The sequence below is a fragment of the Paenibacillus sp. FSL L8-0663 genome (genome assembly GCF_038008125.1).
In the GTDB taxonomy this organism is placed as follows: domain Bacteria; phylum Bacillota; class Bacilli; order Paenibacillales; family Paenibacillaceae; genus Paenibacillus; species Paenibacillus polymyxa_D.
In genome coordinates this window covers 2,620,124-2,633,862 of the sequence record NZ_JBBOYM010000001.1, presented here as the reverse complement: position 1 = coordinate 2,633,862, position 13,739 = coordinate 2,620,124, and the positions used below count along the sequence as shown (strand labels likewise).

General features: G+C 42.8%; 11 protein-coding genes. 1 reads left to right on the top strand and 10 read right to left on the bottom strand.

What is annotated here, in order from left to right:
- Window positions 1-11: 11 nt before the first annotated feature.
- From MKY75_RS11740 to MKY75_RS11695, 10 genes are all read right to left on the bottom strand, one after another.
- Window positions 12-1,121: a TolC family protein gene (locus tag MKY75_RS11740; RefSeq protein ID WP_340885367.1), complete on the bottom strand. Its 1,110-nt coding sequence runs from the start codon at window positions 1,119-1,121 to the stop codon at window positions 12-14.
- Between the two features lie 184 nt (window positions 1,122-1,305).
- Window positions 1,306-3,318 carry an ABC transporter permease gene (locus MKY75_RS11735; RefSeq protein ID WP_340885364.1) on the bottom strand — a complete coding sequence of 671 codons (2,013 nt, stop codon included), beginning with the start codon at window positions 3,316-3,318 and terminating at the stop codon, window positions 1,306-1,308.
- On the bottom strand, window positions 3,284-4,063 hold the full coding sequence (locus tag MKY75_RS11730; RefSeq protein WP_340885361.1) for an ABC transporter ATP-binding protein: 780 nt from the start codon (window positions 4,061-4,063) through the stop codon (window positions 3,284-3,286). Before MKY75_RS11730 ends, MKY75_RS11735 begins: the two co-directional genes overlap by 35 nt.
- A 100-nt stretch (window positions 4,064-4,163) precedes the next feature.
- Window positions 4,164-5,150: a sensor histidine kinase gene (locus MKY75_RS11725; protein ID WP_340885360.1), complete on the bottom strand. Its 987-nt coding sequence runs from the start codon at window positions 5,148-5,150 to the stop codon at window positions 4,164-4,166.
- Window positions 5,147-5,848, bottom strand: coding sequence for a response regulator transcription factor (locus MKY75_RS11720; protein ID WP_340885358.1), 702 nt, complete (start codon window positions 5,846-5,848; stop codon window positions 5,147-5,149). Before MKY75_RS11720 ends, MKY75_RS11725 begins: the two co-directional genes overlap by 4 nt.
- Window positions 5,849-6,334: 486 nt before the next feature.
- Window positions 6,335-7,177 (bottom strand): carbohydrate ABC transporter permease, encoded by an 843-nt coding sequence (locus tag MKY75_RS11715; protein WP_029518494.1) that lies wholly within the window; start codon window positions 7,175-7,177, stop codon window positions 6,335-6,337.
- 28 nt (window positions 7,178-7,205) lie between these two features.
- The gene (locus tag MKY75_RS11710; RefSeq protein WP_029518495.1) at window positions 7,206-8,084 is read right to left on the bottom strand and encodes a carbohydrate ABC transporter permease; all 879 of its coding nucleotides are present in this window, start codon (window positions 8,082-8,084) and stop codon (window positions 7,206-7,208) included.
- Window positions 8,085-8,163: 79 nt separating this feature from the next.
- Window positions 8,164-9,465, bottom strand: a complete 1,302-nt coding sequence (locus MKY75_RS11705) for an ABC transporter substrate-binding protein (protein ID WP_069011309.1) — start codon at window positions 9,463-9,465, stop codon at window positions 8,164-8,166.
- A 199-nt stretch (window positions 9,466-9,664) separates the two neighbouring features.
- Window positions 9,665-10,771: a response regulator transcription factor gene (locus MKY75_RS11700; protein WP_029518497.1), complete on the bottom strand. Its 1,107-nt coding sequence runs from the start codon at window positions 10,769-10,771 to the stop codon at window positions 9,665-9,667.
- Window positions 10,764-12,572 (bottom strand): cache domain-containing sensor histidine kinase, encoded by a 1,809-nt coding sequence (locus tag MKY75_RS11695; protein WP_029518498.1) that lies wholly within the window; start codon window positions 12,570-12,572, stop codon window positions 10,764-10,766. Before MKY75_RS11695 ends, MKY75_RS11700 begins: the two co-directional genes overlap by 8 nt.
- A 177-nt stretch (window positions 12,573-12,749) precedes the next feature.
- On the opposite strand from MKY75_RS11695, the gene MKY75_RS11690 reads away from it, so the two are divergent.
- Window positions 12,750-13,736 (top strand): LacI family DNA-binding transcriptional regulator, encoded by a 987-nt coding sequence (locus MKY75_RS11690; protein WP_340885356.1) that lies wholly within the window; start codon window positions 12,750-12,752, stop codon window positions 13,734-13,736.
- Window positions 13,737-13,739: the final 3 nt, after the last annotated feature.

Here is a 13,739-nt window from a genome sequence, read left to right as displayed (position 1 = left end):
TTTGCTAAATCCTATACACTCCACGGCTTGTTTAAAGCATGTTGCAGCAGCGTCATTTGAACAATGAGTTCATCCATATTCCGTTCGATTTGCTTTACTTTCAACTGATTCGTGGCGACCTCCGTACCTGTTGCAAATCCACGTGCCTTTCTTTTGCGAGAAATGTCCAACACTTTACTAAGGTTCTGTAGATTACTTCGCATTTGTTCGTATTGTTCTTCATTTTGCTGTAAATTAAAGTACATACTTTTCAGTGTTTCTGCCAGTTGATCCTTGGTATTTTCCAGTCCACCTTGTGCTGAATCTACATCTATCTGTTTAATTTCATAGTCATCCGTTCCCGAGTTCCACGTGTAATATTTAATTTCCATTTTTGCTAGCTTGACTGCCTCCTCCTGTCTCCATACCGAAGGACTCGCTGAGATGGCACGCGACACTAGCGTATCCAGATTCGTGTTATCCATTTTCCGGTAAACGGGTCTGTCCACCAGTTCATATAAATTTCCTTGTGACTGTCCCATTTGTGTATTAAGCGAATCCTGCGCTTTTTGCAGTGCAGCTTTAGCAATGTCTACATTCTTTTGAGCCTCTATACGAGTCTGAAAAATCGTACTTCGATCACCTGGAGAAATTTTCCCACGGTTAGCCTTCGCTTCAGCAGCTTTTTCCTCCAATTGCGCGAGCAAAAGTGCATCCTCACTACTCTTGACTTTGTTATCAGCCAGAAGTACGTCATAGTAATTCTTCATTGCAGTGTAGTCTGCCTGATCTTGGGCAAGCTCGATTTGCTTTTTGGATTCCAAATAAGAAACTGTCGATGAAGCATACCCCTTCCATGCTGAACTACTAGCCACATCTTCTTCGCCGTTGCCTTGACCTGCAGGAATGAAATCCAGATTCTTGCCTGCATTTTTCAGCATAATTCGGTTACGATCTATCGTTTGCTGGGCTTCCTTCAAGCTAAAGCTATTGGATCGTGCCCATTGCTGAGCTTGACTCAGTGTTAGTTTCACACTTGCTTTGGTAACCTGCTGCTGCGCCTCCTCTGCTTGAACAAAGGACTCTAATAAAGAACTGGCCGACAAGGCGAGCAGCAATAAAATGAACATACGTTTTTTCATAGATATCCCCACTTTAAAAATATGGTATCGATTTAAATATAGTTTTATAATTACGTTGTTATACGAATTATGTGTTTTCTTCTGTATCCCACTTGAGACTTTATCTTCTTTTCAGTGCAAAATTCCAGAAAGGAGGAACTTCATCCTACCCTTCTGCAAATTTTTACACACAACTTATCCTTCCTTACAATATCTTTAAATCTAATTGACGGAGATACAGTGAACGTACAATAAGAAAGGAAAGGAATTGGATGGCCCAGAAGCACAGCATAATCTGAATCAGCGTAAGGTGAACGGGTACTCCATATATTCCAGATGGTTCTGAAATCACTAAACAAAGCACCATTCCTATAGACGATACGACTAATGGCAGAAGAAATATGAATGCAATTTGTCTGGAAGCCGATTGTCTCATTTCCCTTGAGTTTAGTCCGATTTTCGATAAAGCTCGGTATATTTCTTCATCTCGCTGAAGATCTACATACAATCTGAAATACTGCAGACTTACTGTACTTGCCAACATAATAATGGCGATAAATCCGCCAATAAATTCACTAATAACTAGATCCATCTCCGATGTCAAATAGTCTACTGCCCTAGAGTTAAGCACCCCTTTATTCACCTTATTGGCCAACACGGAATACAACCATACCTCTTGTTGAGTTTCAGAAGTTTCTAAGGAAAGTTGGCCATTTTTCCATTTTGGCACAAAATAATAAGTAGATTTATATGCCAATGGATCATTGAAATACCGTTGTTCAATTAAATAGTCGTAAGTTCGATCAGAAACAACAAGTAGCCTTCCTAGTTCAGAGACGATATTTCCATCAAACTTCAGGTTATGATCTATCATCTTAGTATCCATAATCTGAAGATTCATCATATGATATTTCCCTTGCTTGTAAGTTAGCTTTTTTTCAAAAAAGGTTTTCTTTTCTTCGAGAGACATCTCGTTTGGATCGATAATGAAAAAACCTTGATTCTCCCGAAGCGCAGGTATCTGCTTCAGCTTCTTAAACTTGGAAGCAAGTGCTTCATAGTTGGAATGTTTCATCACTGGCGCGAGTTGTTCACGAAAGGGAAAGATCAACACTTCACCTTTCGCATAATCCACCCCAGCCGTATACAGATTTTGGTCAATCTCTTTTTCAAGCTCGTTAGAACTTACAACATCAGAAGTAAATGCAAATGAATAAGATTGCTCCTTAAGAAATCTTTTTTGCTGCTGCATGGAGTCAAAAGTTGATGCGGCTCCTACACAGGAAATGATAGAAATGAGGGTAATCAATGAAAAAAGCCCGGCATTATTCCTCATTTTATATGTGATCTCAGATAACCATAACAAACGCGATCCGCTCCAAGACCATTTCCTGTTAGCTCTAAGCAATTGAATGAATAGTACACATGATTGATTATAAAATAAGTAAATACCCAGAGATCCCATTATAATTGTATATTTAAAGGTGTCTCCGACCGAATAGTGCAATATATAAAAAGAAAGGGTCCCTAAACGATACGGTGCCAGATAAATGTATGGTGAAAAATCAAGCTTCATTAAATATACAGCTGCTCCGATTAATACTATGGCAAGAATGGACAGACTCCATAAAGCTTTAGGTTCTTTGTTAAGCTGAGGAACCTTGCTAAAAAGCTGCTGTAGTTTAAAACGTCGGATAAAGAAAACAGACACAAGTGAGATCAATATAAACAAAAACATAAAGCCGATTCCTGTAAAAGCCAGTGCTTTCCAGGGAAAATAAAATCTTAAATAAATTCCTGTGACATGGGAACCCATAAGCAGGAAAAACTTCGCTGAAGCAAATCCTCCGATCATCCCGGTCACCAATGATAAAAAGCCTATAATTAGATTTTCAAAAGCTACCAAAAAACAAATTTGCCTATGACTCGCTCCTAAAATGGTGAGTATACCAAATTCTTTCTTACGTGCAGCAACAAAGATATTGTTTGTGTATAATACGAAAAAAAAGGAAAATATAAAGATTAACAGATCCGCAACCTGTAATCCCTTTTTTACGTTAGCTGCTGTGATTACATTCGAGACATCCGGGTGAAAAATAAATACCGCATATACGAAAAAAATCGTAATCATCAAGGAGCTGCTTAAATAATAAGGAACGTAAGCACGCGCATTGCGTTTGAGATTATTCCATGCTAACAGACGAAAGCTCATGTGCATGTCTACTTCCCCCCAAAAAGGAGAGCATATCTATGATTTCCTGAAAAAATATTTGCTGACTATGACTACGACGGATTTCATTATATAACTCACCATCTTTAATAAAAATGACCCGATCGCAATAGCTAGCTTCCAAGGCGCCGTGTGTTACCAGCACAATTGTAGAATAGTCTACACGGTGAACAAGGCTCAGCATTTCCATTACAACACGCGAAGACTTGGAATCGAGATTTCCGGTTGGTTCATCTGCAAGCAGGAGCGAAGGAGAATGAATCATAGCCCTGCCTATGGCTGCACGTTGTTTTTGTCCCCCCGATACCTCATAAGGCCGTTTGTCCAAAACATCTGAAATATCCAGTTTTTTCGCTACTTCTTCCAGTTTGTGCTCCATTTCCTTTAACCCTTTTTTATTCAGCATCAGAGGAAACAGTATGTTTTCTCCCAAAGTGAGGGTTTCCAGCAAATTATAATCTTGAAATACAAGCCCCAGTTCTTTGCGGCGAAATAAAGCCAGCTTATCCTTCTTGAGCAGATGTGGATTTTCCCCTTTAATGCTAACCTCGCCAGAAGTCGGCATATCAATGGTCGAAATCATATTTAATAATGTTGTCTTCCCACTACCAGACGGCCCCATAATACCAACAAACTCGCCTTGTTTGATCGTTAAATGGATATTGTTAAGAGCTCGGTAGGGAACCTTGCCATAGTATATTTTGGTAACTTGATCCATTCGTACAATCTCCATCGTTCATTCCTTTCTTTTCCTATGCTATGATCATAATCCATCCAGATAAGTGAAGCGACCGATTAACATTACAAAAACCTTAAATGTGTTGTAAGGTTTCTCATTTGCCAATGGAAAACAGGATTTGAACCGTCGTCCCTTTACCAACCGTCGATTTCAATTGAATGTCGTGATTCAGCCTTTTGCAGACTTCTGCCACTAAATAGAGCCCCATCCCGGTAGATTCACTATACTTCCGTCCGTTTTCACCTGTGTAATAAGCCTCAAATACCCGCTCTATATCTTTTTTTGGGATACCAATCCCCTCATCCTGTACTTTCAACACAATCACATGATCCCTCACGTCAGATATTAATTTCAGACTGTGAGCATGACCTGAAGAGTACTTTATCGCATTAGTCACCAATTGATTAATGATAAATCTTAGCCATTTGGCATCAGTAATCACACTCAACTGCTCGTCCACTTCATTGGAAGGATAAATTTCGTTGCGGATCAATAATCTTTTGTTATCATAAATCACATCACTAATCAGATTTCGTAATACAACAGGCTCCACATGAAAATCTGGTTCAAAGGATTCCAATCGTGACATATACAAAATCATGTCCAGTCCTTTGCCCATTCGATCAATCTCATCGTGAATCTGATCCGATTCGGGGTCTATTCTTCCTTTGAGGATTAAATGAATAACAGAAAGAGGAGTTTTCATCTGGTGAACCCACTGATTGATAAACGTAATATGATCGCGCTGCTGATGCTCTAACTGATGTATTCGGGACTGATATAATCGATAATATTGTAAAAGCAAATGTTGTAAAGAAGAGGCTAGCGGATTAAGTACCTTCATTTGAATAAGCTCATCTAAATCTCTAATGTTTGTAGCGGATAATATGCGATATAAGCCAGAATACATAACGTATCGGAACAGCAAATAGACTACCAATAGGATGGACCCAAAAAAGACGGAATATAGGGCCGTCGACCAGTTACGATAACCATCCATCCAATAGATACTTAACACAAGAAAAAGTTGGATGATATTAAAAATGACCAGCGAAAAATGGTCGCGCCAAAAAAGCTTCACCGTTCTTCCTCCTCAGTCAAGTGAAGCCGATAGCCAGCCCCTCGAACCGTCTCTATGATATCCCCTAGTCCCAGCTCGCTCAGTTTTTTGCGTAACCGAGTGACATAAACATTCAGTGTGTTTTCGCCCACATATTGGTGATCGTCCCATAAAGCCTCTAAAAGATGAACTCTACCCACAACCTGCTTAGGATACGTCATCAATAGCTCTAGCAGTGCTGCTTCTTTCTGGCTCATCTCTGCCTGCTTGTCCTGGAACTCAAGTTCCATAATATCGGGATATAGCGTCAAACCTGACACTTTTAAAGAACGTGATTTTGGAGCAACGGCATAAGAACCATAGGCACGTCGCAGATTGCTTTCTACTTTGGCTAACATTACTTCGGGATAAAATGGTTTCGTAATGTAATCATCTGCTCCGTTTTGCAAAGCAATGACCTGATCCATTTTATCATCGCGTGCAGACACAAAAAGGATGGGGCACGTAGACTGAGTCCGTATTTGCCTGCACCAATAAAATCCATCAAAACGAGGTAGATTCACATCAAGTAGTACCAAATCAGGCTTTACCTCTTGAAAGATAGCCAGAACTTGATCAAAATTTGAAACAATAATTCCTTGATAACCATATTTCTCAAGATAGGATTGGAGCAAGGAGCTGATTTGAGGGTCATCCTCTACTATTAATATCTTCTGCATCGTGTTTTCTACCTTCTTAGTGCTTGAATTTTTAACAACTGATTTCTCTATAATGCCTTTATTTGATCATTCAAGCAATAACAACAATCTAATCCCCTTTGGTTGTAGATTTAAGAGGTTTTCGTGGTAGTGTATATAGAACCCCGGATAATATGCATGGTGCCAAATACCAGAGTGATTAACAATGTAATTATAATAACGACAACTATGACTGTTATAATAGTTCTTTTACGATTTTTTAATATTTCATTGAAACTTTGCTTTGGATCTTTCAAACTGCTCACTTCTTTCCTTGCCTAGCTATTTACCAGCATAATTAGCTTCTACATAACGAACAACAGTTGAATCTTACAAAAACATTTCTTTGCTGTAAGGTTTCTGATTACCTACAGACCATCGTCGGATTGAACTAACGTATGTACATAACAAAACTGCCCGGGGTTGAGAATCTTTTTCTGATTCTCAACCCCGGGCAGTTTATCCTTTCTATCCTTTTACAGCGGAACCTACCGTCATCGCCCGCTCCACTTGTTCACTCAAGAACAGGTAGACAAGTACCATCGGTAAGGAGGCCATAGTCATAACAGCTCCCATGGCTCCCCAATCCGTACTGTAGGAACCCTGGAAGAAAAGTAAGCCTAGAGGCAATGTTTTCATATTTTCATCAGAAATTAGAATATAGGCCAAAGTGAACTCATTCCAGTTGTTCAAGAATTGAAAAATGGCTACCGTCGCAATTGCAGGCAATGCAAGTGGCATAATGATTTTCAGGAACAGTCTATAAATATTAGCTCCATCCATGCATGCCGCCTCTTCAATCTCTTTAGGAATTGCTGTTAGGAATCCATAGAAAATCATTGACGAGAAAGGAAGCCCAATTGCGATATAAGGAAGAATAAGAGCTCCGTACGTATTCGTAAGATGAAAATCGCGAACCAGAATCGCCAGCGGTATCATGATAACCTGCAGTGGCATAAACATTCCTATGATCATATAAGTTCGGACAGCAGAACGAAACCTCCATCTCATACGAGCCACTGCGAAGGCAAACATCAGAGCCAGCAAAAGGATGAACAAAGTCGAAATCGTTGACACAACCAGACTGTTCAGAAAGTAACGGGGAATATTAAATTGCGTCCACGCATTGATGTAATTTTCGTAACGAAAATGCGTTGGCAGTCCAAATGGGTTAGAGACAAAGATCTCATCGTTGTTCTTGAACGAGTAGGAAACCATCCAGAACAACGGGTAGACCGAGACAATAAAATACAACCACAGCGGTATCTGCAGAACAGCTTGTCTGAACTTGCTCAAAGCAGTTTTACTCATTTCGTTCTCCTTTTCAATACACGCCTTATCAGGCGGTTTGTCCGCGGTCGAACAGCTTATTGATAACTACAGTTGCCAGTAGTGAGATTAGTACAAGCAGCACGGATACAGCACACGCATACCCATAATTGCTTTCCATAAAAGCATAACGGTAAATCATGAATGTCAATGTATAGTTTGTAGTGCCGGGCCCTCCGTTTGTCATAATCAGCATCTGCACAAAGGCCCCTATTCCAGAGGTAATCGCAATAATGAAGCAGAATTTGTACGTTTCCCTCATCAGTGGAAGCGTGACATGCCAGTGCGCTCTCCATTTGCTGCAACCGTCAATCGTGGCGGCTTCAAAGTAGTCTTCGGGTATTGACTTAACTCCCGCATATAACAACGCAAATTGATAACCCATAAACTGCCAGGCATTAACGAAGGCAATGGCAATAATCGATGCTGTCGGGGAGCTCAGCCAATTTTGCTGGTACGGGATGTTCAAGAGATCAAACAGTCGGTTGATCAATCCGTTAGTTGGGTCATAGATTGCGATCCACAGCTGGCACACCACGGTTACCGATAGGACAACTGGGATAAAATAAGACGTTTTCAGTATTTTTCGCCCGCGTGTGCGCGGGTCAGCACAGATTAGCGCTAATAGTGTTCCCAGTCCGATCTGAAAGACCGCCAGAACAATGGCAAATATTAATCCGTTCTTAAGCGAAGTAGCAAGTAGAGGATCGGAGAACAGTTCCCGATAATTACTCAGTCCCGAAAAGGTCAGCGTACTCAGTCCATCCCAATCATAAAAGCTGCGAAGAACGGTTTGCAGAACGGGATATATCAAAATTACGCTATACAGTATCAAAGCAGGGAGGAGAAACAGTGCGAGTGCCGGTTTGTTCCCCAAATATTTATTCATGTCTTGCTTCCACCCCTTATCTTCGGAACAGCATCCCCTAGCGACTTATGCCGCCAAGGGCAGCCGAGTTCCTGAATTCTCAGTTTTCTTTATCCAATGTGCTATTCAGATTGTTCACAAAATCGTTTTCAGAAAAGTTGTCTACCATCAAATTCTGAGTATTGTCATTAATAGTGTTCTGAATTTTTGTACTACTCAGAAGTTGAGCATATTCCTGCGCATTTGGCAGCAACTCTTTGACAACTCGCTGCATCATTGCTGGAACATTGGAGGCGATTGGCTTATCCACTTTCTGCGAAACAATTGGGCTTCCAAGTTGAGTGTATCTGTATTCGGCTGACTTTGTGGCAAGGAACGCCGCTACCTTTACGGCTGTTTCCTTATTTTTGCTACTTGATGATACTGCGTAGCCCTGCGGAGAACCTGAGCCGTCAATGAAATATTTGGATTTCTCGTAGGTTGCTTCATCCTTTGCAGGCCAGTACATCCAGTCGACCTGGTCGCCCAGCTTTTCCTGTGAGCTGTAAATTTCCCATTGTCCATTCACGAACATGGCAGCTTTGCCCTGATAAAACAGGGACGAAGCCTGATCATAATTGGTGTTCGTCGCGTTTGCATCGAATAATCCGGCTGCTTGCAGTTGCTTCATCTGCTGTGCCGCTGTTACGAATGCTTCCGGCAATGCTTTTACACCCTTCTCATCAAGTGCTCCAAATCCACGCGGCTGCTCCCTTGTAACCAGCCCATTATAGAAAGCGGTCGTAATCCATTTTTCTTTGGCAAAGATTGACATAGGTACGTAACCAGCAGCTTTCAACTTTTTCGCTGCATCGGTCATCTGGTCAATCGTCTTAAGCGGTGTTTTAATTCCTACCTTCTCGAAAATTGACTTGTTGTAATAGATCATTTGGAATTCAATGCCGGTTTCGGGATAAGCATATACATGATTGTCTGGAGCTACTAAACGCGATTCAACACCCGGATTAAGATTCTTCTTGAATTCGGCCGTTGTGTCATAGTTGTCCAGCACCTCAACATTTTTCGATTTTGCGAAAGTTTGCAGGACAGCCCAATCCGCTAAATAGACATCCGGCATATTGCCCGTTGCCGCATAGGTTTTAAGCTTCTGTCCTCCGTCCTGTACGGCAGGATCCAGTTCAATTTCTACGTTTGGCATCTTCTTTTTAAGCTCTTCCACCGCATAATCGAACGGCTTTATGGTATCGTCATCAAAATGTTGTGCATACACCTTTAATTTGATCGTACCGTCCCCTGCCTCGCTCTTGGAAGAGGTCGAGTTATCTTCCCCACAAGCAATCAATCCAATCGACATAGTGAGCACTAGCAAAGCTGCACTCCAACTTTTGTAAGTTTTTTTCATTTGCTTAATCCCCCTCATGCAGTGTGTTTTATGTTTGCGCTTTCATTTGCATGACTACAGTATACTGCCGCTTCTATTCTTGATTAAGGAATAAAACGGGCATAACCAGTAAAAAACGGGACAAATAGAGCAGCGGTTCTCCGTATATAGGAAAACCGCCAGGCTTAAATCGAAGTTGTCCTGCCTCGCAGGACAGGCGCTACCTTTTTTTGAGTTGCTCATATTCAGTGGGTGTCATGCCAAAGCGTTTCTTGAAGCATTTGCCAAAATAATTGGGGTCACTGTATCCTACACTTTCAGCGATTTCTGACAGCTTCCGATTTCCTTTCAGCAAAAGCTCCTTAGCCTTCTTCATTCGGATGTGTGTAATATGATCCACTATGGAAAAGCCAGACTCCTTGCGAAATACGCGGCGCAGGTAGCTGGGATCGACGAATACTCCGCACGAAACCTGCTCAGCAGACAGCTCTGAGTCTGCATAATGTTCCTCAATATAGTTGATCGCCGCCACAAATAAATTGGAAGCCTTCGTAGGACGCATATTCTCCATCAGTTGGATCAGCTTGCGGTATAGAGCGAGCATCCAACCTTCAGCAGCCTCCCAGGAATCTAACTCTCGCAGCCGTTCGTAAGGAGAATTGTCTCCTCCATTTTCCCATAGCCGGTCATAAGGAATGCCTCGTTCACTGGCAAAGGAAAGGGCTAAAGATACGATTCCCATAAGCATCGCATCTGCGTATTCGTCTCCCCATTTATATTTACTAAGCTGACGGATTGCCTTACGGACCTCCTCTAGCGTTTCACTGTCTTTCATTCGGAGGTCAAGCACAACCGCATCGCGTAGATGGCCCAAATCAGGCATACCTGCTCTGCTATGCAACACTTCGCCGCCCTGTCCCCTTAACTCTGCACTTTCGCTCTCCTGTGGAAGCACCGGTAGCTTCGGCTTAATGCGTTCCAACATCGAGAGCATTTCTTCTGCATTGAACGGCTTCAACAAATAATCCTGTACTCCGGTTCGAACCGCCTTCTGTAGGTATTCAAATTCGTTATGTCCAGATATGAATACAATAACGATGCGTTCGAACTTGACTTTCAATCTCTTGGCTAATTCAATTCCGTCAATGAAGGGCATATTGATATCTACGAGGGCGAGATGTGGCTGATGCCGCTCGGCTTCCTGAAGTGCTTCCTGTCCGTTCCTTGCTTCGCAGCAAACCCGAAAACCATGAATTTCCCAATCTATCTTCATACGCAGAAAGTCTCGGAACAGCGGTTCATCATCGACAATCATCACTTTATACATTTTGGTGTTCACTCCCCTTTGGCAGCATCGGCAGCGACAGGTCAACAGTTGTTCCCTTCGTGAGCACACTTTGCACGGATATCCCATACTCCTCGCCAAAATACAGGCTCAGCCGCTGCTGAACGCTGTAGGTGCCGATTGATCGTATTCCTTCTTCCGGCAAATGTCTGGACATAATGGTCTGAACCTGTATTTCGTTCATCCCCACGCCGTTGTCCTCCACTCTAACGACCACCTTATCGCCCTGTCTAAAGGCAAAAATGCGGATAAAACCTTTTGTTCCTTTCTTCTTAAGGCCATGGTAAATCGAATTCTCGACAAGCGGCTGAAGCGAGAGCTTCGGGATCGGTGTACCTTCAAACTCGGGAGGAATATCCACTTCATAGCGAAACACATCGGGATAACGGATTTGCAGAATCGTCAGGTAATCATCAGTAATCTGAGCTTCCTTTTCTAAAGTGATTAGTTCCCGTCCCTTGTTCAGCACCATTCGATAAAAATCTGCCAGCGCTTTTGTAGTATCTCTAGCCTCCTCATTACGATCTAACTCATTGAGTGCATAAATGGTATCTAAAGTGTTGTACAGAAAATGCGGTTTAATTTGGGCGCTTATCAGTGCAAGCTCATATTCACGCTTACGGTTCTGTTCCTGCCTTACCTCATCCAGCAGCTCCCGAACCCGTCTTACCATAAAGTTAAACGCCTCTGCAATGGTACCGATTTCATCTTCAGTACGGACTGTTGCAACAGGTTGCAAATCACCAGTTACTACTTTTCGCATGGCCTTAGTCAATTGTTCGAGAGGACTAACGACCATTCTGGACAGAAAGCTAGCACCCAGCCAGGAAAAAACAAGGCATAACACACCGATTAATAGCGACAATCTAACATTTTGCCGGACATCAGCTGTAAGCAGGCTAAGAGAAACAATATTGACCAACTTCCATTCCATTCGGTTATAATCAGTGACCGTTATCAGGTTGCCCTCATACTCGAATGAGCACGTTCCATGGGATGCATTAGGGGCACAACGTTGGATGGCCTCACCCAGCTGTGGATTCACCGGATTCATCAGCATCTCATTGTCTTCTGCCACAGCCACGCGCATTTCGTTATCTAAAAAATAATAAGATTTGGGTGCATCTGGATCGCTGGAACGAAAGTAATCGGACAAACCTTCTTCCTTCACTAACAGAAAAAGCGTTCCATAGGGTTCGCCGGTGTCTATATTAATGACCGTCTTCCCCAGTGTCAAAACGGGAGAGCTCGGATCTGGAGTTAGGAAATCCCTCTTCTCCATATCAAACCAGAGGGCCTGTCCATAACTTTCAGATTCCCTTACCCGCTTAAGCATGCTATAGATCTTGCGATCATCCCCGCTTTCGGTATAAGAGGCGAAAATCTTCCCTTCGTTATCAATGAAGACAGCGGCATCCACCTCACGAAAGATTGACAAATCAATGGACAGGCGGCTCTGCATCAAGTTTCCAAACTGAATAGGCTCCATGGCAGTATCAGGTTTGGCACCGTATGAATCATACATCCGGTTAATATTCGTGACCATAATATTGGCCGCCGTCTCCACACTCCTGAATATGTAATCGGTCCTAGACAAGATAAGCTGAGACTCATCGACCACATTGCTGGTAGTTTGGTCTATCAAAGAACGGCTGAAAAGTTGGTTGGACAATAGTCCAAGAATAAGCAGAGAAACAATAATTAGCGGAAGAAATACCGCTATAACCTTGCTTTTAAAGCGAAGTCGACCAAACCACTTACGAGCTAGTGACAGAATATTCACCTAGAACCCCTCCGTCATCAAGAGAATATCCATCATGTTAACACAAACAATCTCTACAGTAGTAGATCAAAAATAAAGTTTAAAAAATTCAACCGTCCATCTTGAAAGTACTTTAGAGATGTGTTAGGATAAAGTCGATTTTTAGTAAAATTATTAACTAAAAAGGTGTGAGCTCTTTTGGCAACCATTAAAGACATTGCCCGCGAAGCGGGTGTGTCTGCCGCAACCGTTTCAAGGGTTTTAAATAACGATCTGTCACTGTCCGTAAGCTCAGACACCAAAAACAGAATTTTTTTGGTTGCCGAGCAACTCGGGTATAAGCCTACCCGGCTGAGGCAATTAAAGCAGAATACGGAACGGGCCGGGAAAACGGTCTCCCTCCTGCTGTGGTGTTCTATTGAGGAGGAAAGAGACGATCCTTATTACGCCTCGATCCGCCGTGGAATCGAACTGCGCTGTGAAGAGCTTGGCCTGACGTTGGGACAGACCTTGCGAGGCCGCTCGTCCATCGGCACCTTACAGAAGGCGGATGGTCTGATTGTTGTGGGCGGCGTTGATCCTGAAGAGGTATTCAAGCTTCATCCTGACAAGAACACCATTGTTCTTGTCGACCAGTACCATGAACAGTTGGAGTATGATTCTGTACGACTTCATTTCAGACAAGCTGTTGATCAGGCACTCGGACATCTACTTGAGCTTGGCCATCGACAAATCGGATTTATCGGCGGTAAGAGCGACGGTGAGCGAAGGGCGCATTATTTTGAACGATTCATGCGGGAACAAGGGTTGTACAATCCTCAATTCGTCCGTATAGCTTCCTGGAGTACCGCGGATGGTTATCTCATGATGAACGAACTCCTAGCCCAACAGGAACGACCGACAGCCTGCTTCGTCGCAAGCGATCCGCTCGCTATTGGTGCCCTCCGCGCCCTTCATGGACTTGGAGTCAAGGTACCAGAGGATATGGCTGTTGTTGGCTTCGACGACATTGAGATGGCAGCCTTCGTGCAGCCTCCGCTAACCACTATCCGTGCATATCCCGAACAGATGGGAAAGGCTGCCGTGCAACTGCTCTCTGAACGGTTTGAGGGGCGTGAACCACCTGCGTATAGCGTGATCGGGACTAAGCTTGTCATTCGAGAAAGCTCATGCAAAAAAGGCTAAAAT

Coding starts and splice junctions, on each gene's coding strand:
- MKY75_RS11740 (WP_340885367.1), bottom strand. CDS start 1,121: ATGAAAAAACGTATGTTCATTTTATTGCTGCTCGCCTTGTCGGCCAGT.
- MKY75_RS11735 (WP_340885364.1), bottom strand. CDS start 3,318: ATGCACATGAGCTTTCGTCTGTTAGCATGGAATAATCTCAAACGCAAT.
- MKY75_RS11730 (WP_340885361.1), bottom strand. CDS start 4,063: ATGGAGATTGTACGAATGGATCAAGTTACCAAAATATACTATGGCAAG.
- MKY75_RS11720 (WP_340885358.1), bottom strand. CDS start 5,848: ATGCAGAAGATATTAATAGTAGAGGATGACCCTCAAATCAGCTCCTTG.
- MKY75_RS11715 (WP_029518494.1), bottom strand. CDS start 7,177: ATGAGTAAAACTGCTTTGAGCAAGTTCAGACAAGCTGTTCTGCAGATA.
- MKY75_RS11710 (WP_029518495.1), bottom strand. CDS start 8,084: ATGAATAAATATTTGGGGAACAAACCGGCACTCGCACTGTTTCTCCTC.
- MKY75_RS11705 (WP_069011309.1), bottom strand. CDS start 9,465: ATGAAAAAAACTTACAAAAGTTGGAGTGCAGCTTTGCTAGTGCTCACT.
- MKY75_RS11700 (WP_029518497.1), bottom strand. CDS start 10,771: ATGTATAAAGTGATGATTGTCGATGATGAACCGCTGTTCCGAGACTTT.